Here is a 20,425-nt window from a genome sequence, read left to right as displayed (position 1 = left end):
GGCGGGGAGCCGCCGGGACGGGCGTCAGGGGGTCACCGGACGGGCACCCCGGGGCCGAGCGGGATTCCCAGGGCGTACCAGAGGGCGAAGAAGGACGACCACGAGACGAGTACGACGAGAGCCACGGGAACCGTGAAGGACAGCATGGTGCCGATGCCGGCGTCCTTCCGGAACTGCTGAAGGAATCCCAGGGCCAGGACGAAGTACGCGTTCATGGGAGTGGTGTTGGTGACCGAGTCCCCGATCATGAAGGACACCATCGCTGCCTGGGGGGAGAGCCCGACGTACATCGCCAGGGGTACCAGGACGGGGGCGAGTATGGACCACATCGCCGAACCGCTGCTGATGATGATGTTGAGTCCGCTGATGGCCAGGATGATCACGAGCAGGATGACGAGGTGGGGTGCGTCCAGGGACTTCAGGAGCCGGGCGCCCTCGACGGTGATCACATTGCTGATGCCGGTCCAGGTGAAGTAGGCGAGGAACTGCGAGACCACGAAGAACAGCACGATCACGGGGACGAAGGACTTCACGCCGTCGGCCATGGCGGAGGGGACGGACGACAGCGAGGGGATCGTGCCCACCTGCCTGCCGTAGACGATGCCGACGAGTGCGAACAGCAGCGAGATGAACACGGCGATGTTCACCACGACCACGGACTGGACGATGCTGCCGCCCTCGCCGCGGAACGGTGACCCTGGCAGCAGCAGCGCGGATACCGCCACGACGTAGAGCACCAGCACCGCGCCGGACAGCCTCATGGCGCGGTTCTCGACGGCGCTCAGCGTGAACGCGGAGGGGGCCTCGCCGGTCGGCCCGATGTGCTGTGGCGCCTCGCCTTGGGTGGTGGTGTTGAAGAGCCTGTCGGTGGCCGCGTCATCCTCGGGCGTCGGCACGAACTCGGGCCGTCTGGCCAGGACGCGGTCGACCGTGAGTGCGATGACGGCAGCGAGGAACACCGATGAGACCGCCGTGAAGAAGTACGTGGCCACCGGAGTGATGACGTAGTCCGGATCGACGGAGTGTGCGGCCTCGGCCGCCAGGGACGACCTGACCGCGTCGGCCGGTGTCACCAGCGGGCTGGCGTTGAAACCGATGGCCGTCGAGGCATAGGCGACCATCAGGCCCAGAACCGGGCTGCGGCCCATGGTTCGGAAGGCCAGCGCCCCCAGAGGAATCATGACGATGTAGGCCGAGTCGCTCATCACGTGCGCGATCATGGAGCTGAACGCGATGGAGAAGGTCAGCCAGCGAACGGGCAGCCGGCCGATCGTGACGCGGAGAAGCGCCGTGAGGAGGCCGCTCTTCTCGGTGACGCTGACACCGAGCAGAACGACCACCACGACCGAGAGCGGCGCGAACCCGGCGAAGTTGTCCAGTGCGGACTCCGCGGCGAACTTGGCTCCCTCCAGAGAGAGCAGGCTCTTCACCGCGACGGAGTCCCCCGTCGACGGCAGGGTGACGGACACTTCCGCCGCGGCCAGCACGGCACTGACCACACCAAGCAGTGCCGCGAAGATCCAGAACAGCCAGAACGGATGGGGAAGCCTGTTTCCTGCCCGTTCCAGGGCACTGAGCGCCCGGAACAACCGGTTCATGGAGCCGTCCACGGTCGGACTGCTGTTTTGGAGTTGCGACATCTGGAGCCCTATCGGGTCGACGGTGAACGCGGCTTATCGGGCGGTGCGTGCTGCTCTGTTGATGTGCAAGGCCGACTGCGAGGAGGTCCGGACGCCGCAAAGGCCAGGCGGGTACGGGTCCGGGTCCAGCAGGCGCGCTTTGCGGGGTGCGTCGGCCTCCCTTCAGGACGAGCCAGCCGGGCCGACCCGTGTAATCCCTGTGATATTTCACAGGGATGATACGCTGGGAAAGGTGGATGTCAACAGGTCTTGACGCAGGTGGACGTCGAAGGACGAAGACCGCTACGCGGGAGCTTGAAGAGGAGTAGTGGTTTGGGTTCTGGACCGTCGATGGCGGAGCGGGCGTACGCATCCCTCAAGCGCGACATCATCCGATGCCACCTCCGCCCAGGCGACGTCATCGTCGAGGCGTGGCTCGCGGAGCGGTACGAGATGAGCAAGACCCCGGTGCGCGAAGCCATCAACGCGCTGCGCAGAGAGGGTCTTGTCGTGGTCGTCCCGCGGCGAGGAACCTTCGTGAAGCCGACGGACCTTGGCGACCTCCAGGACACCTACCGCCTGCGAAGGCTTCTTGAGCCGGAAGCGGCCGTACTGGCCTCGCAGCGGGCCAGCAGCGAGGATCTCGACCGTCTGGACGCACTCAGTGCGGCAACCGTAGCGGCGAACGCCTCACGCCCCGACCTGAACGAAGCGAACCGACTGCTCCACGTGGCGATCGCGGAAGTCGCGCGCGTGTCGCTGATGACGCCGATGATCAACACGCTGCATGAAGAAATCGAACGCTTCCTCAACCTGCGAGGCGAACTCGGCCGCCCTCCCTACACGAGCGTCAACCACGGACGACTGGTCGACACCATCAGAAGTGGCTCGGAGGAGGAAGTCAGACAGGTCGCCCTTGAGGGCATCGAGCGGTCTCGCCGGTACATGCTGGACACCCTGCTGTCCGGCGGATCAGGGATGAGCGGCGCGAGCGGACCGGTGCAATAGCTCAGTTGGGCTCGACATCGGAGGGTGCAGCGGGGCGTTGACGCCGGTCGTCCGCCCTCACGGGGCCCACGCTCAGTCGAGGCAGAACTCGTTCCCCTCCACGTCCTGCATGTTCTGGCAGGACTCGTTCTCCTCGTCGGCGAGCAGCAGTGTGCCGCGGACCGCGCCCAAGGCTTCCAGGCGTACGCATTCGGCCTCCAGGGCGGCCAGGCGTTCCTCGCCGACGAGCCCGAGGCCGGCGCGGATGTCGAGGTGGACGCGGTTCTTCGCGACCTTGCCCTCGGGGACGCGCTGGAAGTAGAGCCGCGGGCCCACGCCTTCGGGGTCGCTGCAGGAGGACCAGGTGTCGCGCTCCTCGGAGGGCTGCGTCGCGTCGTACGCCTCCCACGTGGCGAAACCCTCCGGCGGGGCCGGAAGGACGTACCCCAGCGCCTCGCTCCAGAAGCGGGCGACGCGCTGCGGGCTCGCGCAGTCGAAGGTGATCTGGACCTGCTTGACCGATGCCATCCGGTCATCCTAGGGGCCCCCGCCAGGGCGTCCGCAACCGAATTCCGGTGCGTGGCAGGCGCGTTGTCCCCGCCTGCCCGGCCCGGGGTGCCGGGGGCACCCGATCCGGACAGCCGCCGTCGCCCGTGGTGTGGCGCGGCCCGGGTGCGGGCAAGCAACGCCGGGCCCTCGTGCGGCCCCCAGACGACGGCCGGTCCCGGCGGCAGCCATGTGCCCGGCCCACGACGACAGCCGGGAGCAGGCCATGGGACGCGATCTTCCCCAGCGCGACTTCACCGACGAGGACAGAGAACGGTTCGCGGCGCGGCTGCGGGCCTCGCTCGGGCTCCTCGACGGGCTCCTCACCTCGCCCCGGTTCGGCGCGGGGGAACCGACGCTCGGCGCCGAGCTGGAGATGTTCCTCGTGACCCCGGACGGCGTCCCCGTCCCCCGGAACGAGGAGATACGCGAGGCCGCCGCCGACCCCCGCCTCGTCCTGGAGGTCAACCGCTACAACCTGGAGGCCAACCTCACCCCCGTCCCCTTACGCCCGCGCCCCTTCACCGCCCTCCACGACGAGGCCGACGCCCTGCTGGAGGCGGTGCGCCGCACGGCCGCCCCGTACGGCGCGGAGCCGTACTGCGCGGGCCTGCTGCCCACCCTGCGCCCCGGCGACCTGACGCGCCGCAACATGTCCTCGCGCGGCCGGTACGCGGTGATGGACGAGGCGCTGGGGCGGGCCGGGCGCGGGCTGCGCGTCACGGGGGAGCAGCGGTGCCGGATGCGGTCCGACACGGTGTGCGCGCAGGGCGCCACCAGCTCCTGGCAGGTCCATCTCACCGTGCCGCCCGAGGAGTTCACCCGGGTCCACAACGCCGCCCAGCTCATGACCGCCCCCGTCCTCGCCGTCTCCGCCAACTCGCCGCTGCTGCTCGGCAGACGGGCTTGGGACGAGTCCCGCATCCCCTGGTACGAGCAGGCCTTCGGCCAGCACCGGCGCCGGGTCGCCCCGGCCGACCGGCGCTCGGGTTTCGGGCACGGCTGGCTTCGCGGGGGCGTGCGGGAACTGGTCGAGGAGGCGGTGCGCCGGTACGCGCCGCTGGTGCCGCTCTGTTCCGACGGCGCGTGGGACCGGCCGCTGCGGCCCGGCGGGCCGCCCGCGCTGGAGGAGCTGCGGCTGCACCTGGGCACCCTGTGGTGGTGGAACCGCCCGGTCTACGACCCGGCCGGGGACGGGCACCTGCGCATCGAAATGCGCGCCCTGCCGTCCGGACCGACCCCCGCCGACATGGTCGCCAACACCGCCCTGCTGACCGGCCTCGTCCTGGACCGAGCGGCCCGCGAGCCCGGTGGCGACCTCCCCTTCGCGCTGGCCCGGGAGAACTTCTACACCGCCGCCCGGGACGGCATGGCGGCCCGCCTCTGGTGGCCTGCGGGCGGGGCCGCGCCGGTCCGGGTGGCCGCCCGGGACCTCGTACAGGCGCTGCTGCCGCGGGCGGCGGCCGGGCTGGCCGGGGCCGGGGTCGCGGACGACGAGGTGCAGCGGTGGCTGGGGGTGGTGGAGGGGCGGGTGCTGACCGGGCGTTCGGGGGCTCACTGGCAGCGGCGGACGCACCGGGCACTGGGCTCGGACACGGCGACGGTCCGGCGGTACCTGGAGCTGAGCGCGACCGGCGCCCCGGTCCACAGCTGGCCCGCGCCGCAGCCCGTGGTGCGGGCGAAGACCAAGGGGAGGCCGGGGGGTTCGCGGTAGGCGGGGCGCGGGCCGATCCTGGTCACCCCGCCCGGTCCGCCACCGGCTCCCCGGCGCCGCTGCCGAGCTCCCGGTCCGCCTGGTGCGGCACCCGCGGCTTCGTGCCGCCGCGCCCGCGCCGCCCGTACGCCACCCACGCGACGGCCGCCAGCACCGCGAGCCCCAGCAGCGGGTACGGCGCCGCCAGCGGCTGCTGCCACCAGGGGAAGCGCAGGTCCAGGTCGCCCTCGTGCGGCAGGATCCAGTGCGGGCGGGCGAGGAACAGCACGGTGAGGGCGGCGGCGAGGGCGGTGCTGCCGCGCGCGAGCAGGGCGACGAGCAGGGGGACACACCAGACCCAGTGGTGCGACCAGCTGATGGGTGAGACCAGGAGCCCCGTCACGGCGGTCACCAGGACCGGCCAGGGGCCTTCGCCGCCGAGCCGCCGGGCCAGCCACAGCCCGGCGAGGCCGACGGCGGCGGCCGGGACCGCCCAGGCCAGGCCGGGGTGTTCGGTGTGCAGGGTGCGGGTGATCAGGCCCTGGAGGGACTGGTTGTCGACGAGCCAGGCGAGGCCGACGCGGCCCGTCTCGTAGAGGCGGCGGGTGAAGAAGTCGACGGTGGCCGACGGCAGGACCAGCGCGCCCAGCAGCACGGTGCCGGTGAACGAGGCGAGCGCGGTCAGGCCCTCGCGGACCCGGCCGGTGATCAGCAGGTGGACGATGAAGATGCCCGGGGTCAGCTTCACGCCGGTGGCGACGCCGAGGGCGAACCCCTTGCCGAGGGCTCCGGCGGGGCGGGTCAGGTCCCACAGGACGAGGCAGACCAGCGCCAGGTTGATCTGGCCGAACAGCAGCGTCTGGAAGACGGGTTCCAGCCAGATGCCGACCGCCACCGCGAGGAGCAGGAACGGCGCGTGGGTGGGGCGCCCGGCGAGGCGGCAGGAGAGGTGGACGAGGAGGGCGAGGAGCGCGGTGTTGCCGAGGATGAAGCAGACCTTCAGCGCCGTTATCGGCAGCCACGTCGTCGGCACGAAGAGGATCGCCGCGAACGGCGGGTACGTCGCGGGCAGCTCCCACTCGGTGACGGTGAAGCCGTAGAGATCGCTGCCGTCGACGACGGCCCGGCCCTCGGCGCGGTAGACGAGGGTGTCCGCCATCGCGATGTGCTGGATCAGGCACAGGACGCCGAACGCGGTGAACGAGAGCGCCAGCACGCAGGCCGCCAGTCGTACACCGGGTGACCTTTTGATCACTGCCAGGTGTGTCACGGGCGCGACCCTAGTGGATCGCCGCGCCCCGGCGAGCGGGCCCGCACGGTCCCGGCCGGGGCCGGGGGCGGGCCGCGCCCCGGGCTGCGGGGATGCGGCGGGCCCGGGGGAACGCCTGTCGCAAGGAGGAGGTGCGAGGAGCGGGCGTACGCGGGCGCCCGGCGGGGCGGAGCCGGGAAACCCATTGGCCCCCGCCCCGCTCCCCCGCCTACAATCTGCCGCCTTGCCCGCCTCCCCTTCCGGGGGAGCGCCGCCGGCCGGACGGAAACCGGCCGACGCGTCGTGAAGTGACCGCCCCTCGCGGCGGACCGACCCTCACACACCCGGTACGCCGCCGCGCACCCGTCCCCGCTTCCGCCGGGCCCGTGCGCCCGCCCGCGTGCCCGCACGATGCCCGTACGAAGACCGCACCACGGAGGCAAGCGCCCGTGCTCACGCCGCACGACACCCCCCAGACCCCGCAGGCCGCGCAGGACGCCGGCCCGGCTCCCGCCCCCTCGTCCGACGCCGACCCCCTCGCCCGCGAACGCGCCCACCTGGCCGCCTCGCGGACCGCGCTGCGGGCGATGCGCGAGGACGTCGAGTCGCTGGACATCACCGACGTGACGGCGAACTGGGTCAACGCCGCCGTCCTCGGCGCCCAGATCGACGAGCGGATCAAGTCCCTCGCCGACCTCGCCCACACCCCGCTCTTCTTCGGCCGCCTCGACTACGTACGCGAGGTCACCGCCGACGACGAGAGCGGCCCCGCCGACGGCCCGTACCGCGCCGAGCGCTTCTACATCGGCCGCCGCCACGTCCACGACCCGGCGGGCGACCCGATGGTCGTCGACTGGCGCGCCCCCGTCTCGCAGCCCTTCTACCAGGCATCGCGCACCAACCCCCTGGACGTCGCGCTGCGCCGCCGCTTCGGCTACACCGGCGGCGAGATCACCGCGTACGAGGACGAGGACCTGACCGCCTCCGGCGACGGCGGCGAGTGGACCAGCCGCCTCCTCCAGCAGGAGATCGAACGGCCCCGCGTCGGCCCCATGCGCGACATCGTCGCCACCATCCAGCCCGAACAGGACGAGATCGTCCGCTCCGGCCTCTCCGGCACCGTCTGCGTCCAGGGAGGCCCCGGCACCGGCAAGACCGCCGTCGGCCTGCACCGCGTCGCCTACCTGCTCTACGCGCACCGGGAGCGGCTCGCCCGCACCGGCACCCTCGTCATCGGGCCGAACGACTCCTTCCTCCACTACATCGAGCAGGTCCTCCCCGCCCTCGGCGAGCTGACCGTGCGCCAGGCGACCGTCGACACCCTCGTCGCCCACGTCCCGGTGACCGGCGCCGACCCGGCCCCGACCGCCATCGTCAAGGGCGACGCCCGCATGGCCGAGGTGCTGCGCCGCGCCCTGCGCTCCCACGTCGGGCGCCCCACCGAGTCCCTCGTCGTGGTGCGCGGCTCGCGCCGCTGGCGCGTCCCCGCCGACGAGATCACCGCCATGATCGAGGAACTCCTCGCCCGCGACATCCGCTACGGCGCCGCCCGCGAGGCCCTCCCACAGCGCGTCGCCCACGCCGTCCTCGTCCGGATGGAGCAGGCGGGTGAGGCGCCCGACGACCGCGTCCAGAACGCCGTGGCCCGCGACCGTGCGGTGAAGGCCCTGGTCAAGGAGGTGTGGCCGCCCGTCGATCCGGCCAAGCTGGTGCTGCGCCTGCTCGGCGACGCCGATTTCCTCCGCACCCACTCCGAGGAGCTGCTGACCGACGAGGAGCGCACCGCCCTGCTCTGGGCCAAGCCGTTCCGGGGCGTGAAGTCGGCGCGCTGGTCGGCGGCGGACGCCGTCCTCATCGACGAGGCCCGCGACCTGGTCGAACGCACCCCGTCGCTGGGCCACGTCGTCCTCGACGAGGCCCAGGACCTCTCCCCCATGCAGTACCGCGCGGTCGGCCGCCGCTGCTCCACCGGCTCCGCCACGGTCCTCGGCGACCTCGCCCAGGGCACCACCGCCTGGGCCACCCCCGCCTGGCCGGAGGCCCTCCGCCACCTCGGCAAGCCCGACGCGCTGGTGGAGGAACTGACGGCCGGCTTCCGCGTCCCCCGCGAGGTCATCGCCTACGCCTCCCGCCTGCTCCCGGCCATCGCCCCCGGCCTGGCGGAGGTCCGCTCGGTCCGCGAGTCCCCCGGCTCGCTGCGCATCGTCCGCACGGAGGCGGGGACGCTCCTGGCCGCACTGGAGGAGGCTTGCCGGGCGGCCCTCGCCCATCAGGGGTCCACCGGCCTGATCGTGCCGGACTCCGTGACCGACGAGGCGCGCGCGATCCTGACGTCCGCTGGTCTCTCCCCGCTCGCTCCCGGCGAGGAGACCCGCCCTGACGCCCGGCTCACCCTCGTCCCGGCCTCGCTCGCGAAGGGCCTGGAGTACGACTACGTGGTGCTCGCCGAGCCGTCGGCGCTCGTGGCGGCGGAGCCGACTCGGGAGGCTGGGTTGCGGCGGCTGTACGTCGGGTTGACGCGAGCGGTGTCGGGATTGACGGTGGTGCACGAGGAGGAGCTGCCGAAGGAGCTGGGGTGACAGGGGCTCCGCCGGGTGCCCGGGGTGCGCGGCGGAGGCGCCGGTGCGTGTCGGTAGGCCCTCCGTCCGGCCCGCGCCTCCATCCTTGTGGCGCACGACCCGGCCGAGCGGACCCCGCGAGACCGGCCCGCACACGCCCCAGGGAGGATCCAGGAGTGGACAACAGCTCGCCCCTGCGCGACCGAACCGTCGTCGTGACCGGGGCCGCGCGCGGTATCGGCGAGGAGACCGCCCGGGAACTGGTCCGCAGGGGGGCGCGGGTGGCACTGCTCGGCCTGGAGGAGGAGCGGTTGGAGCGGCTCGCCGCCGACCTCCCGCCCGGGTCCGCCCGGCCGTGGCCGGTCGATGTCGCCGACGAGGAGGCGCTCACGCGCGCGGCGGCGGAGATCCGCGGCCGGTGGGGCGCCCCCTCGGTGGTGGTCGCCAACGCGGGCGTCGCCGCGGGCGGCCCGTTCGCCGCCTCGGACCCGCAGAGCTGGCGGCGGATCGTCGAGGCCAACCTCGTCGGCAGCGTGCTGACCGCCCGGTGCTTCCTTCCCGACCTCCTCGCCACCCGCGGCTACCACCTCCAGGTCGCCTCGCTCGCCGCGCTCGCCCCGTCCCCGATGCTCGCGGCCTACAGCGCGACGAAGGCCGGCGCGGAGGCGTTCGCCCGCTCCCTCGGCGCGGAGGTGGCACACCGCGGGGTACGGGTCGGCGTCGCCTATCTGAGCTGGACGGACACCGGGATGATCCGCGCCGCCGACCGCACCGCCGCCTTGCGTCTGGTGCGCTCCCGGCTGCCGTGGCCGGCCACGCGCACCCACGAGCCGGCGGCGGTGGCCCGCCGGCTGGTGGACGGCATGGAGCGCCGCGCCTCCAGCGTGTACGCACCCGCCTGGCTGAGGGCCGTCATGGTCTCCCGCGGGCTCCTGCCGCCCCTGATCACCCAGGGCGCGCGGTGGCGGCTGTCCCGCTCGCGGGTCGCCGGGGAACTGGAGGGCACCGGCCTGCTCGGCCCCGGGGGCGAGGCGTACGAGGCGCGCCGCGGGGAGCGGCACTCCGACGGGTGAGGCGGGGCGCCGCCCACACCGGGTCGCGGCCCCGGCCGCCCTCTGTCACCCGTCGGCGCGTTCCCCCGCCCGGTCGCGGGCGGCGAGGGCGCGCTGGGCCCGGCTGAGCAGGGCGCCGGGGGACCGGGTGCGCAGGGCGGCCCGGGCGGCGTTGGCCCCGGGGGCTCCGTGCACCCCGCCGCCGGGGTGCGCGGAGGCCGAGGCGAGGTAGAGGCCGGGCACAGGCGTCTCGGGGCGTCCGGTGCCGGGGGTGGGGCGGAAGACGAGCTGCTGGTGCACGGCGGTGGTCCCGCCGTTGATCGCGCCGCCGTGGAGGTTGGCGTCCATCGCCTCCAGGGTGGGCGGTGCCAGCACGCGCCGGGCGCGCACCCGGTCGCGGAAGCCGGGCGCGTACCGCTCGACCTGCTCCTCCACCCGGTCCGCCATGGCTTCCCGTTCGCGCTCGTCCCACCTGCCGGTGAGTCCGTCGCCGCCCGCGTCGCCCTTGACGTGTTGCGGAACGTGCGTGTACGCCCAGGCCGACTCGGTGCCCGCCGGGGAGCGCGTGGGGTCCGCGGTGGTCATCTGGCCGAAGAGGGCGAACGGTTCCGCGGGCACCCGGCCGGTCGCGATGTCGGCGGCGAAACGGGTCAGCCCGTCCACCCCGTCGGCCAGGTGGACGGTGCCCGCGGTGGCCGCCTGCGGCGCTTCCCACGGGACCGCGGTGTCGAGCGCCCAGTCCACCTTGAAGGTGGCGAAGTCCCAGTCGAACCGGTGGAGGTCGGCGAGGACCCGGCCGGGCAGGTGCGCTGAGTCCACCAAGTCGCCGTAGAGGGAGGGAGCCGAGACGTCGGCCAGCACCGCGCGCTTCGCCGGCACCTCCTCGCCCGAGGCGGTCCGTACCGCCACCGCCCGCCCCTGCCGCACCACCACCTCGCTGACGCGCTCCCCGCAGCGCAGGGCTCCGCCGCGGCGTTCGAGGCGCCTGACAAGGGCTGCCGAGAGCTCGCCGGAGCCGCCGACCGGGACCGGGAAGCCGTAGGTCTGGCCGAGCATCGACATGAGCCAGCCGAAGCCGCCGCTGCCCGCCGCCTCCGGGGCGAGGTCCGCGTGGAGGGCGTTGCCCGCGAGCAGCAGGCGGCCGCCCTCGCCCGCGAACTCCTCCTCACCGAAGCGCCGCACCGGGAGCAGCATGCCGCGTGCCAGCCGCAGCCCGCCGGAGCCGCGGAGCCTGGCCAGCAGCTTCCCGCCGGCCCGCAGCGGGGGGAAGGGGGAGAAGAGTGCCTCCAGCAGGTCCGGCCGGAGCTTCTCCCAGGTGGCGTGCAGCTCCCGCCAGGCCTGCCCGTCGCCGGGGGCGAACCCGTCGAGTCCCTCGGCGGTCGCCTCGCAGTCGGGCTCCAGGACGGCGCACCGCCCGTCCGGCAGAGGGTGGGCCAGCACCTTCGGGGCCCGGCTCCACCGCAGTCCCTCCGTGTGCAGGTCGAGCCCGGCCAGCACCGGGGAGGCAGCCGCCAAGGGGTAGAAAGAGCTGAAGAGGTCGTTGACGAACTCCGGGTGGACTCCCCGGTCGCTGCGCACGGCACCGCCCGGTTCGCCCTGGGCTTCGAGGACTTCGACGCTCCACCCCTCGTCGGCCAGCAGGTTGGCCGCGACCAGACCGTTCGGACCGGCCCCGATCACCACGGCGTCAGGCATGCGTCACCTCCCCTTCCATCGCCAGATCACGCGCGGCCCTGCCCGGTGGCAGCCCCGTCCGGCCCGCCGTCACGCCGTACGCACCCGGTTCGGATAGTTCTCCACCACCTCGGCGAGCCGTTTGAGCATGCGGCGGTGGCGCACTTGCAGGAGGCTGTCCAGCACGGTGTTGTGCAGCGTGCCGCCCAGTCCCCGCAGCGGATGTTCGTCCACGATGACCAAGGTCTCGTCGCCCCAGGGGCGCGCCTCGATGGCGATCCGGGCCGTGCCGAGGCGTCCGCTGTCGGCCTCCAGTTCCAGGACGCGCGGGGGCTCGCTGATCCGGACGATCGTCTCGTTGGCGAGGGTCCAGGGGCCGACTTGGACGTCGTACTCGATGGTCGCCCCGGTCTGCGGCCAGGGGCCGCGCTCGGTGTGCGAGCCGCTGGTGCCGACAACCCATTCGCTGTAGCGGGAACCGTCAGCCAGCACCTCCCACACCCGCTCGGGCGGAGCGCCGATGAGTTGGTGCCTCACAGCCATGGTCTGCCTCCATATGGTCGGCGGTCAGGCCCTACGAAGGGGGCCCGGGCCATTGAGTTCCTCCGCAGTTCGGCTGCCCCCGCCTCCTCTGTATACGCGTGGGTGCCGGACCCGGCACCTCGGGGAAGTCCTTCCAGGCAAGTCCGCCCCCACCGACCGCAACCGCACCGGCGCGCCGGGCGTGAGATCAACTGTCAGACGATCAGTGTCCCGTGGACCGACGCAGGAGGACTGCCACCCATGCCCCTCACCGTCCCGACCCCTTCACGCCGCAGCGTTCTGGCCGGCGGTGCCGCCGCCCTGGCCGCGGTCACCCTCGCTCCCGGCGCCGCACACGCCACCTCCGGGCGCGGCCCCGGCTCCGGCCCCGCCTTTGACGCCGCCCGGCAGCTCGCCGAGCTGGAGCGTACGACCGGCTCGCGGCTCGGCGCGTACGCCTACGACACCGGGACGGGGCGGACACTCGCGTACCGGGCCGACGAACTGTTCCCGATGTGCTCGGTCTTCAAAACGCTCTCCTCGGCCGCCGTCCTCCGCGACCTCGACCGGAACGGGGAGTTCCTCTCCCGTCGGATCTTCTACACGCAGGACGACGTGGACCGCGCCGTCGGCGCGCCCGTCACCGGCAAGCCGGAGAACCTCGCCAACGGCATGACCGTCGAGGAGCTCTGCGAGGTCTCCATCACCGAGTCCGACAACTGCGCCGCCAACCTCATGCTCCGCGAGCTGGGCGGCCCCACCGCCGTCACCCGGTTCGTCCGCTCCCTCGGCGACCGGATCACCCGGCTCGACCGCTGGGAGCCGGAGCTGAACTCGGCCGAGCCCGACCGCCTCACCGACACCACCTCGCCGCGCGCGATCAGCCGCACCTACGGCCGCCTGGTCCTCGGTGACGCCCTGGCCTCGCGCGACCGCCGCCTCCTCACCGGCTGGCTCCTCGCCAACACCACGAGCGGCGACCGCTTCCGCGCGGGCCTGCCCACCGACTGGGTCCTCGGCGACAAGACGGGCGGCGGCCGCTACGGCACCAACAACGACGCGGGCGTCGCCTGGCCTCCCGGCCGCTCCCCCGTCGTCCTGACCGTCCTCACCACCCAGCCCAAGGAGGACGCCGTCCGCAACGACCGCCTCGTCGCGGACGCGGCCCGGGTGCTGTCGGAGGCGCTGAGCTGATGGGGCGGGGGCGCCCCCTTCACCCGAAGGAGACCCCCAACCCCCCGAGCGCCCCCCGCCACTCCCGCACCGCCGAAGCCACCACCGGCCCCGCCCATCCCTGCGGCCGCGCCGCCCCGCCGATGTGGAAGGCGGTGATGCCCGCGGCGAGGAGTTGAGGCAGGTGGGTGAGGTGGAGGCCGCCGCCGGCCATGAGGACGGGCTCGTAACCCGGTTCGCCGCGTTGGGTGAGGGCGGCTTCGGCGAGGAGGGCGGGGAGGCCGTCGGTGACGCCTTCGGGTGAACCGGCGGTCAGGTACGTGTCGAGGCCGGGCAGGTCGGCGAGGTGCTTGCGGAGGGATTCGCGGGAGGCGGCCCGGTCGATGGCGCGGTGGAAGGTCCAGCGGGGCGGGGCCGGGGATCCGAGGGCGTCCAGGAGGGCGTCGAGGGCGCGCAGGTCGGGGCCGCCGGTCTCGTCGAGGAAGCCGAAGACGAACTCGTCGGCGCCCACTTCGCGCAGGGCGCGGGCGGTCTCGGTGAGGGAGCGCAGGTCGGCGGGGGTACCGGCGGAGAAGCCGTCGGAGGCGCGGAGCATCACCCGGACGGGCAGCGGGACGGCGGCCCGCACCTCGCGGAAGGTGGCGAGGGAGGGGGTGAGGCCGTCGGCGGCCATGTCGGTGACGAGTTCCAGCCGGTCGGCTCCGCCTTCGGCCGCCGCGACGGCGTCCCGTGCGTCGAGGGCGATCACCTCCAGGAGGGCGCGCTTGCTCATGGTGACCCCTATTCCGACCGCCGGCTCCGACGACCACCGCTGCGTGTCCCGATGACGAACAACACGACGAACAACCTGACGAACAACTCAAGTATGGGCAATGTGGACATAGGCGACCAGTGCGCACCGCGAGCGGGGCTATAGGTCTAGTCCAATGCACCACCCTACGCGGCGCGACCCCGCCATGGCAGAGGGACACCGGAGAGAGCCGGCAGAGCACACCCGGGCGCGGCCGACGCCGCCCCGGCACGCCGCGCCCCGCACCACCCCCACCCGGCCGCCACAATGGACGCATGGCCTCCGAACCCACCGGGACCACCCCGGCCGCCGACCCCCGCCCCGCCCTGGTCGCCCGCTGGGTGGCGACCGTCGACGCCGTACGCGGGCCGGACGGCGCGGGCCCGCCGCCGGAGCCGTACGCGGAGAACCTGCTGGCGCGGTGGAGCGAGCCGCAGCGCGCGTACCACACGGTGGCGCACCTGGCGGCGGTCCTCGACCGGATCGACCTGCTGGCCGCGCACTCCTACGCGGAGGACATCGAGCTGGTCCGCCTCGCCGCCTGGTTCCACGACGCCGTCTACCTGCCCGAGCGCGACAACAACGAGGAGCGCAGCGCCCGCCTCGCCGAGCGCGCCCTGGCCGAGCTGGGCGTCGACGAGCGGCGTACCGCCGAGGTGGTCCGCCTCGTCCGCCTCACCCTCAGCCACGACCCGGCCGACGCCGACGGCAACGGCGCCGTCCTCTGCGACGCCGACCTCGGCGTGCTGGCCGGCAGCCCCGAGGAGTACGCGGCGTACGCCTCGGCCGTCCGTACCGAGTACGGCTTCGTGGAGGGCGAGACCTTCCGCGCGGTCCGCGCCGAGCTGCTCCTCCAGATGCTGGAGCGCCCCGCCCTGTTCCGCACCGAGTACGGCCACCGGCACTGGGAGGAGCAGGCCCGGCAGAACCTGACGACGGAGGTGGAGTTGCTGGTGATCTGAGGCGGGCGGGGCGAAAGGCGCGCCCTGCGAAGGGTTCTGGCCAGCCCGCCGCAGCCGGCCCGCCCGAACCGGTCATTCGCCCCCGCCGGCGCTCGGCCCCGGGAATGCCCGCGCGCGGACAGAGGTTGGCGCCCTCGTGTCCGATTCAGCTGAGCAGCATCGCGAGCCTGACCCCGACCTGCCGCCCCCCGGCGCGGCCCCCTCCGCCGCCGCCCCCGGGCGACCCGACGCCGCTGCCGGATACCCCGGACCCGCGGCCGACGCCTCGACCGACACCAACACCCCCGCCCCCAAGGCCACCGCCCGCGAGCGCATGCCCCTCGCCGTCTACATCCTCGGCCTGGCCGTCTTCGCCCTCGGGACCAGCGAGTTCATGCTGTCGGGGCTGCTGCCGCCGATCGCGCGCGACATGGACGTCACCATCCCGCAGGCGGGACTGCTGATATCGGCGTTCGCCGTCGGCATGGTGGTGGGGGCGCCGCTGCTGGCGGTGGCGACGCTGCGGCTGCCGCGCCGGCTGACGCTGATCGCGCTCATCACCGTCTTCGGCCTCGGCCAGGTGGCGGGCGCCCTCTCTCCCTCGTACGCAGTGCTGTTCGCCTCCCGGGTGGTCAGCGCGCTGGCGTGCGCCGGGTTCTGGGCGGTCGGGGCGGCGGTGGCGATCGCGATGGTGCCGGTCACCTCGCGCGCCAGGGCGATGGCCGTGATGATCGGCGGGCTCTCCGTCGCCAACGTCCTCGGGGTGCCGATGGGCGCCTTCCTCGGCGACCAGCTCGGCTGGCGTTCGGCGTTCTGGGCGGTGGCGGCGGCCTCGGCGGTGGCGCTGGTCGGCGTCGTGGCGCGGGTGCCGCACATCCCGCGTCCGGCCGAGAAGCCGGTACTGCGCAAGGAGTTGGCGATCTACGCCGACCGGCAGGTATGGCTGGCGATCGTCGCCACGGCCTTCGCGGCGGGCGGCGTGTTCTGCGCGTTCAGCTACATGGCGCCGCTGCTCACCGAGGTGGCGGGGCTGGCGGAGTCGTCGGTTCCGTGGGTGCTGGCGCTCTTCGGCGGGGGCGCGCTGGTGGGGACGGCGATCGGCGGGCGGGTGGCCGACGCGCACCTGTTCGGCGTGCTGCTGAGCGGGATCGCCGCCTCCACCGTCTTCCTCACCGCGCTGGCGCTGCTGGCCTCCACGGCCGCCTTCGCCGTCGCCCTCTCCTTCCTGCTGGGCCTCTCCGCCTTCTACACCGCCCCGGCGCTCAACGCCCGGATGTTCAACGTCGCGGGCGCCGCCCCCACCCTGGCCGGCGCCACCACCACGGCCGCCTTCAACCTCGGCAACTCCGGCGGCCCCTGGCTCGGCGGCACCGTCATCGACGCGGGCCTCGGCTACCCGGCGACCGCCTGGGCCGGCGCGGCCATGCTCCTGGTCGGCATCGCCGCGGTCGTGCTCGCGCTGCGGCTGGGCCGCGGCGGCGGCAGCGGTACACGGGGCGGCCGGCGCAGCCGGGTCGCGGCCCGCTCCGCCGGGCGCCGCACCGCGCCCGAACCACAGGCCGTACCCGCGCCCGGCGCCGCGTGAATCCCCTGACCGCGCGGGTCGCAGCGCCTACGCTCGGCCCCATGCTGGAGATGGGCGCGGATCAGGTGGACGAGGCGGTCGCGGAGTGCGCGGAGCTGCTGCGGTCGGTGGCGGACCGGGACTGGGAGGTGCCTGCGGGCTCCCTTAAGTGGTCGGTGCGGTACACCGTGGAGCACGTGGCGGACGATCTCATCGCGTACGCCGGGCAGTTGACCGGCCGCGCCACCTCCGGGTACGTCGGGTACGGCATCACGCTGGAGGAGGGGCTGAGCAACGAGGACGCGGCCGGCGTCATCACCGCCACCGGCGGCCTGCTCTCGGCGGTGGTCCGCACGACACCGCCGGGGGTGCGCGGCTGGCACTCGTTCGCGTACGGGGCCGGGGACCGGACGGGGTTCGCGGGGATGGGCGTCGCCGAGGTGCTGCTGCACACGTACGACATCGCGCGCGGCCTCGGCGTGGCGGACTGGCTGCCTCCCGCCGGGCTCAGCCAGTCGCTGCTGGCGCACCTCTTCCCGCACGTCCAGCCGGGCCCCGACCCGGCGCGCACCCTGCTCTGGGCGACCGGCCGCGGCGACCTCCCGGCACGGCCGGCGGTCACCTCGTGGCGCTGGCACAACGCGATCGTGCTGCCCGTCGAGGACGGCGCGGACACCCTGGAGCTGCGCGAGCTCTCCCCGGCCGCCGCGATGGACCTCTCCGTCGGCGGCCCCGGCGGCCACACCTGGCTCGGCGACGACCCCGACGAGGGCAGCCGCGCGGCGGGCGCGATGGTGGCGCGGGCGTACGCCCGGGGTACCCACCGGCCCGAATGGGGCACCTTCGTCATCGTCCGGGTCCGCGACGAGCGGGCGCTCGGCACGGTCGGGTTCCACGGGCCGCCGGACGAGACCGGCAGCGCCGAGGTCGGCTACGGCCTCCAGGAGAAGGCCCGCGGCCACGGCCACGCCACCGAGGCGCTGCGCACCCTCGCCGTCTGGGGCCTGGGCCAGCCCGGCTCCCCCACGCTCCGCGCCCGCGTCGCCGCCGGCAACGGGCCCTCCCAGCGCGTCCTGGCCCGCGCCGGTTTCACCCCGGCCGAGCCGCCGTCGGCCGGGGACCTGGCGGAGGGACTGGACCTGCGGTACGAGCGACGGGCCTGACCCGGCAAGCGGCGCGACCGGGCCGCGCGGGCTGAGTACCGGCACTCAGGCGCGCACCGCTCCCGCACGCCGAACTGCCTGCCATGGAACCGAGTTCACCCGAGCCCGAGCCCGAGTACGGCGTCCGGCCCCGCCCGGCCGGCCGGGAGCCGATGGGGGCGCTCGCGCAGCTCGGCCTGGCGCTGGGACTGCCCGTCCTGGAGGCGGCGCCGGCGGCGGTCGTGCTGCTGCCTGGATCTGCGCCTCCCTCCACCTCGACACGGGCACCCCGGCCCCCGACGTCTCCCCCACCCCCTACCTGCTCGCGTTCGGCGCGATCGGGCTCTGCGCGGGGGTGGCCGCCATCGCCTCGGGGCCGACGCGCCGAGTGGGGGGCGGCCGTCACGCAGGGGCTCATGGCCGCCGTCCTGACCGGCGCCGCCCTGGCCGGACTCGCCCTTGAGGCCCGGGCGACCGCCCGCGAGGAACCCCCGCCGCCCGCACCGGGCATGGTGGGGTGCCGCAGCGGCGACGACAGCCGGGAGTGCGCGCACCCGGGCGGCTGAGCCGGGCGGTGGGCGCGCACTCCCTCCCGCCCCGGAACCTGCTCCACCGGCGCCCGGGCTCCTCCCCATCCCCCGTCGGGAGGAGCCGAGGCGCCGCACCGCGGCCCGGTCCCCCTCCGGGCGCAAGGGGAAGCCTGCCAGGGGCGCCGGGCGCTGTCCTTGACCTGGAGTCCACACTTCTTGACCTTGCGCCCACCCCCGCGCCCGCCCCCGGTTCCCTTCCGCCCCGGCCCCCGACGGCCGTGATCCCGCACGGCAGGATGGCCTCATGGCTGCTCTCCGCGTACTCCGCCGGACCCCTCGCCTGACCGGGCTCGTCGCGGGCGTCTGCGTGGTCGGGCTGGCCGGGGCGGCGGTGTGGGCGGCTGACCCGTTCGGCGGGCCGCCCGCCGGGGCGCAGGCGGCCGCGCGCGGCGCCGACCCCGCGTGCGCCGGGGTGGTGGACCGCGCGCCCGGTGATCTCGCCGGGCGGGAGCCGGCCGGGGGCAGCCCGCCCGGGGTCGCGGTCTGGGGGGACGGAGAGGTCGTCCTGCGGTGCGGGTTCCCGCCGCCGCCCGCGACCGTCGAGCACTGCGTCGACATCGACGGCGTGCACTGGGTGCTGGAGGAGGCGCAGCGCACCGGCGCCACCGAGCTGATCAGCTACGGCCGGGACCCCGCGGTCCGCCTCACCATCGCCGAGGGCTTCGACCGGACCGACACGGCCCTGATCGAGCTGAGCGCCGCCGTCGAGCCGATCCACCAGGAGCGGCACTGCATGGGCTGACCGGCTACCGAGGGCCGGCCCCACCCCACCGCTTGCGCTGCCGCAGCCCCGCCCGGGTCAGCAGCACCACCACCTCGCGGCTCGACACCTCGGCGGCCCCGGCCCGTACCGCGTCGGCGTACCGGTGCGCCGGCAGGTCGTAGTGGTCCCGTTCGAAGGCGCGCGGCGGCACGCCGAGGCGCGCGGCGAAGGCGTGCAGCTCCTCGTACGAGACGTCGCTGACCAGGTGCGACCAGAGGCGGCCGTGTCCGGGCCAGGCCGGCGGGTCGATGTAGATCACGGGCGCCCTCTCAGCCCGTGGCGCCGCCGAGCGAGCCGACCGGCGCGACCACGGCCCCGGCCTTGCCGCACACCCAGTGCGGGTCCTCGCCCAGCTCCGGCTCGACGTCCAGCGCGTGCGGGTCCTCGCCGCCGCAGACGGGGCAGAGCGGCCAGCGGCCGACCCGCTCCAGCAGGGCGTCCTGCACGTCCTGCGCGACCAGCCCGGTGACGTACGCGGCGCCCTCGGGCCACTGCTCGACCCACCAGCGCCGCCCGGCCACCGCGTCCTCCACCAGGTCGGCCTCCTCCGCCGACCGCGCCCCGAGATCGGCGAGGACCGCCGCCCGGGCGGTGTGCAGGGCCTGTTCCGTCCGCGCCATGTCGTTCATGGCTCCATTGTCCCCCGCGGCACGGCGTTGTCGGTGGGGCATGGCACGGTGACGTCCATGACTGCGCTCTCGCATGAAGCCGTCCGCGGTGCCGTCCGCGACGCCGGGCGGGCCCTTGGCCTGCCCGAGCCGGTGACCGAGGCGTTCGTCCGCCTGCTGCGCCCCTGCGTCCACCTCTGCCCGTACGAGATGCTGCCGGAAGAGCTGCGGAAGGACGCCCGTCCGGCCGCCCGGGTGGGCGGCCCCGCCCGAGTACCGGAGGGCGTGGACATACCCGACTACGTACCGCACGTGCTGACCATCGACTGCGCCGCCATACCCACCGGCGTCCTCGACATCGCCTTCCCCACCGACGGCCGCGTGGCGATCCTGACCGAGACCACGGACGACGGGGGCTTCTTCCTCCACGTGCCGACGGGCGCAGAAACCGTCGAACGCCACTCCCCGGAGCGGGACGACGGCCAGACGCGCCGCGGGCCGTTCCCGCTCTACGCCGTACCGGGAACCACCATCCCTGCCCGGCTCCACTGGTCGCACGTGGCGGAAGCGGCTGACTACGCCGAAGGGGACGCCGGGCGGACCGAGCTCGTGGACCGCCTGATCGAGCAGGCGGAGTCGCTGGTCGACGTGGGCTGGGGCCACGACATCCAGCTCGGCGGCTACTCCCCCGCCTGGCACGACCCGCTGGAGGACCGCGGGGACGTACTCGTCGTGGCCATCCCGTGGGGCACGGTCTCCGGCGACGACTGCATCACCTACGTCTCGGGCACACCCGAGGAGATCGCGGAGCGCCGCTACGCCGAACTCGCGTTCACGGTCGAGTGCTGACCGGACACCCCTAGGCCCTGTCCGGCGGATCTTCGTGGGCCTGCGACGCCTGGCACGCACTCTCGCCGTACGCCCGAATCACCCGAGTACGTCCAGTACGAGGGA

At 74.3% G+C, this 20,425-nt stretch carries 19 protein-coding genes; 11 read left to right on the top strand and 8 right to left on the bottom strand.

The features are described 5' to 3' along the window. Positions 1 to 32 precede the first annotated feature (32 nt). A complete protein-coding gene (locus tag ACFWMZ_RS25010) occupies positions 33 to 1,640 on the bottom strand; it encodes an AbgT family transporter (RefSeq protein ID WP_383204206.1) in 1,608 nt (535 codons plus the stop codon). Between the two features lie 312 nt (positions 1,641 to 1,952). Between ACFWMZ_RS25010 and ACFWMZ_RS25005 the strand changes: the two genes are divergently transcribed. Continuing rightward, positions 1,953 to 2,627 (top strand): GntR family transcriptional regulator, encoded by a 675-nt coding sequence (locus ACFWMZ_RS25005; RefSeq protein ID WP_383181937.1) that lies wholly within the window; start codon positions 1,953 to 1,955, stop codon positions 2,625 to 2,627. A 72-nt stretch (positions 2,628 to 2,699) separates the two neighbouring features. On the opposite strand, the gene ACFWMZ_RS25000 is transcribed toward ACFWMZ_RS25005, so the two are convergent. Then, the gene (locus ACFWMZ_RS25000) at positions 2,700 to 3,134 is read right to left on the bottom strand and encodes a VOC family protein (RefSeq protein WP_383204203.1); all 435 of its coding nucleotides are present in this window, start codon (positions 3,132 to 3,134) and stop codon (positions 2,700 to 2,702) included. Between the two features lie 244 nt (positions 3,135 to 3,378). Between ACFWMZ_RS25000 and ACFWMZ_RS24995 the strand changes: the two genes are divergently transcribed. Then, the gene (locus ACFWMZ_RS24995) at positions 3,379 to 4,866 is read left to right on the top strand and encodes a glutamate-cysteine ligase family protein (RefSeq protein ID WP_383204200.1); all 1,488 of its coding nucleotides are present in this window, start codon (positions 3,379 to 3,381) and stop codon (positions 4,864 to 4,866) included. Positions 4,867 to 4,888: 22 nt separating this feature from the next. On the opposite strand, the gene ACFWMZ_RS24990 is transcribed toward ACFWMZ_RS24995, so the two are convergent. Then, positions 4,889 to 6,061 carry a glycosyltransferase 87 family protein gene (locus ACFWMZ_RS24990; RefSeq protein ID WP_383181974.1) on the bottom strand — a complete coding sequence of 391 codons (1,173 nt, stop codon included), beginning with the start codon at positions 6,059 to 6,061 and terminating at the stop codon, positions 4,889 to 4,891. A 482-nt stretch (positions 6,062 to 6,543) separates the two neighbouring features. Here ACFWMZ_RS24990 and ACFWMZ_RS24985 point away from each other — a divergent pair, with 482 nt between their 5' ends. Together ACFWMZ_RS24985 and ACFWMZ_RS24980 are read left to right on the top strand one after the other, a co-directional pair. Further along, the gene (locus tag ACFWMZ_RS24985) at positions 6,544 to 8,673 is read left to right on the top strand and encodes a HelD family protein (RefSeq protein ID WP_383204197.1); all 2,130 of its coding nucleotides are present in this window, start codon (positions 6,544 to 6,546) and stop codon (positions 8,671 to 8,673) included. A 155-nt stretch (positions 8,674 to 8,828) separates the two neighbouring features. Then, entirely contained in the window at positions 8,829 to 9,725 is an 897-nt protein-coding gene (locus tag ACFWMZ_RS24980) for a short-chain dehydrogenase/reductase (protein WP_383181929.1), read from the top strand. 45 nt (positions 9,726 to 9,770) lie between these two features. Here ACFWMZ_RS24980 and ACFWMZ_RS24975 read toward each other — a convergent pair whose 3' ends face one another. Both ACFWMZ_RS24975 and ACFWMZ_RS24970 read right to left on the bottom strand, forming a co-directional pair. After that, positions 9,771 to 11,399 (bottom strand): phytoene desaturase family protein, encoded by a 1,629-nt coding sequence (locus tag ACFWMZ_RS24975; protein WP_383181927.1) that lies wholly within the window; start codon positions 11,397 to 11,399, stop codon positions 9,771 to 9,773. 69 nt (positions 11,400 to 11,468) lie between these two features. Beyond that, complete coding sequence (locus ACFWMZ_RS24970) at positions 11,469 to 11,921, bottom strand: SRPBCC family protein (protein WP_383181925.1); 453 nt, start codon at positions 11,919 to 11,921, stop codon at positions 11,469 to 11,471. A 240-nt stretch (positions 11,922 to 12,161) separates the two neighbouring features. Between ACFWMZ_RS24970 and bla the strand changes: the two genes are divergently transcribed. Continuing rightward, the gene (gene bla, locus ACFWMZ_RS24965) at positions 12,162 to 13,094 is read left to right on the top strand and encodes a class A beta-lactamase (protein ID WP_383204194.1); all 933 of its coding nucleotides are present in this window, start codon (positions 12,162 to 12,164) and stop codon (positions 13,092 to 13,094) included. 19 nt (positions 13,095 to 13,113) lie between these two features. Here the strand turns inward: bla and ACFWMZ_RS24960 are convergent, their stop codons facing one another. Then, entirely contained in the window at positions 13,114 to 13,845 is a 732-nt protein-coding gene (locus ACFWMZ_RS24960) for a copper homeostasis protein CutC (RefSeq protein WP_383204191.1), read from the bottom strand. A 293-nt stretch (positions 13,846 to 14,138) separates the two neighbouring features. Here ACFWMZ_RS24960 and ACFWMZ_RS24955 point away from each other — a divergent pair, with 293 nt between their 5' ends. The 5 genes from ACFWMZ_RS24955 (at position 14,139) to ACFWMZ_RS24935 (ending at position 18,842) form a co-directional block, all read left to right on the top strand. Beyond that, positions 14,139 to 14,825: a hypothetical protein gene (locus ACFWMZ_RS24955; RefSeq protein WP_383181919.1), complete on the top strand. Its 687-nt coding sequence runs from the start codon at positions 14,139 to 14,141 to the stop codon at positions 14,823 to 14,825. Between the two features lie 313 nt (positions 14,826 to 15,138). Further along, positions 15,139 to 16,389 carry a Cmx/CmrA family chloramphenicol efflux MFS transporter gene (locus tag ACFWMZ_RS24950; protein WP_383181972.1) on the top strand — a complete coding sequence of 417 codons (1,251 nt, stop codon included), beginning with the start codon at positions 15,139 to 15,141 and terminating at the stop codon, positions 16,387 to 16,389. 41 nt (positions 16,390 to 16,430) lie between these two features. Then, complete coding sequence (locus ACFWMZ_RS24945) at positions 16,431 to 17,531, top strand: GNAT family N-acetyltransferase (RefSeq protein ID WP_383181917.1); 1,101 nt, start codon at positions 16,431 to 16,433, stop codon at positions 17,529 to 17,531. 395 nt (positions 17,532 to 17,926) lie between these two features. After that, a complete protein-coding gene (locus ACFWMZ_RS24940; protein WP_383181915.1) occupies positions 17,927 to 18,076 on the top strand; it encodes a DUF6234 family protein in 150 nt (49 codons plus the stop codon). 268 nt (positions 18,077 to 18,344) lie between these two features. Continuing rightward, entirely contained in the window at positions 18,345 to 18,842 is a 498-nt protein-coding gene (locus tag ACFWMZ_RS24935; RefSeq protein WP_383181913.1) for a DUF3515 family protein, read from the top strand. Between the two features lie 4 nt (positions 18,843 to 18,846). Here the strand turns inward: ACFWMZ_RS24935 and ACFWMZ_RS24930 are convergent, their stop codons facing one another. Both ACFWMZ_RS24930 and ACFWMZ_RS24925 read right to left on the bottom strand, forming a co-directional pair. Further along, positions 18,847 to 19,122: a DUF4031 domain-containing protein gene (locus ACFWMZ_RS24930; RefSeq protein WP_383181911.1), complete on the bottom strand. Its 276-nt coding sequence runs from the start codon at positions 19,120 to 19,122 to the stop codon at positions 18,847 to 18,849. Positions 19,123 to 19,132: 10 nt separating this feature from the next. Beyond that, on the bottom strand, positions 19,133 to 19,492 hold the full coding sequence (locus ACFWMZ_RS24925) for a hypothetical protein (RefSeq protein WP_383181909.1): 360 nt from the start codon (positions 19,490 to 19,492) through the stop codon (positions 19,133 to 19,135). Positions 19,493 to 19,549: 57 nt separating this feature from the next. Between ACFWMZ_RS24925 and ACFWMZ_RS24920 the strand changes: the two genes are divergently transcribed. After that, a complete protein-coding gene (locus ACFWMZ_RS24920; protein ID WP_383204188.1) occupies positions 19,550 to 20,320 on the top strand; it encodes a hypothetical protein in 771 nt (256 codons plus the stop codon). Positions 20,321 to 20,425 lie beyond the last annotated feature (105 nt).

It is taken from the genome of Streptomyces sp. NPDC058373, assembly GCF_042723275.1.
Classification (GTDB): domain Bacteria; phylum Actinomycetota; class Actinomycetes; order Streptomycetales; family Streptomycetaceae; genus Streptomyces.
Note: the sequence above shows the minus strand (reverse complement) of the source record. Positions and strands in the feature narration are given on the sequence as shown.

Bases quoted from the DNA above. Each gene is read 5' to 3' on its own strand.
- ACFWMZ_RS25010 (WP_383204206.1), bottom strand. From the start codon at position 1,640: ATGTCGCAACTCCAAAACAGCAGTCCGACCGTGGACGGCTCCATGAAC.
- ACFWMZ_RS25000 (WP_383204203.1), bottom strand. From the start codon at position 3,134: ATGGCATCGGTCAAGCAGGTCCAGATCACCTTCGACTGCGCGAGCCCG.
- ACFWMZ_RS24995 (WP_383204200.1), top strand. From the start codon at position 3,379: ATGGGACGCGATCTTCCCCAGCGCGACTTCACCGACGAGGACAGAGAA.
- ACFWMZ_RS24975 (WP_383181927.1), bottom strand. From the start codon at position 11,399: ATGCCTGACGCCGTGGTGATCGGGGCCGGTCCGAACGGTCTGGTCGCG.
- ACFWMZ_RS24970 (WP_383181925.1), bottom strand. From the start codon at position 11,921: ATGGCTGTGAGGCACCAACTCATCGGCGCTCCGCCCGAGCGGGTGTGG.
- bla (WP_383204194.1), top strand. From the start codon at position 12,162: ATGCCCCTCACCGTCCCGACCCCTTCACGCCGCAGCGTTCTGGCCGGC.
- ACFWMZ_RS24960 (WP_383204191.1), bottom strand. From the start codon at position 13,845: ATGAGCAAGCGCGCCCTCCTGGAGGTGATCGCCCTCGACGCACGGGAC.
- ACFWMZ_RS24955 (WP_383181919.1), top strand. From the start codon at position 14,139: ATGGCCTCCGAACCCACCGGGACCACCCCGGCCGCCGACCCCCGCCCC.
- ACFWMZ_RS24950 (WP_383181972.1), top strand. From the start codon at position 15,139: ATGCCCCTCGCCGTCTACATCCTCGGCCTGGCCGTCTTCGCCCTCGGG.
- ACFWMZ_RS24945 (WP_383181917.1), top strand. From the start codon at position 16,431: ATGCTGGAGATGGGCGCGGATCAGGTGGACGAGGCGGTCGCGGAGTGC.
- ACFWMZ_RS24940 (WP_383181915.1), top strand. From the start codon at position 17,927: ATGGCCGCCGTCCTGACCGGCGCCGCCCTGGCCGGACTCGCCCTTGAG.
- ACFWMZ_RS24935 (WP_383181913.1), top strand. From the start codon at position 18,345: ATGGCTGCTCTCCGCGTACTCCGCCGGACCCCTCGCCTGACCGGGCTC.
- ACFWMZ_RS24925 (WP_383181909.1), bottom strand. From the start codon at position 19,492: ATGAACGACATGGCGCGGACGGAACAGGCCCTGCACACCGCCCGGGCG.
- ACFWMZ_RS24920 (WP_383204188.1), top strand. From the start codon at position 19,550: ATGACTGCGCTCTCGCATGAAGCCGTCCGCGGTGCCGTCCGCGACGCC.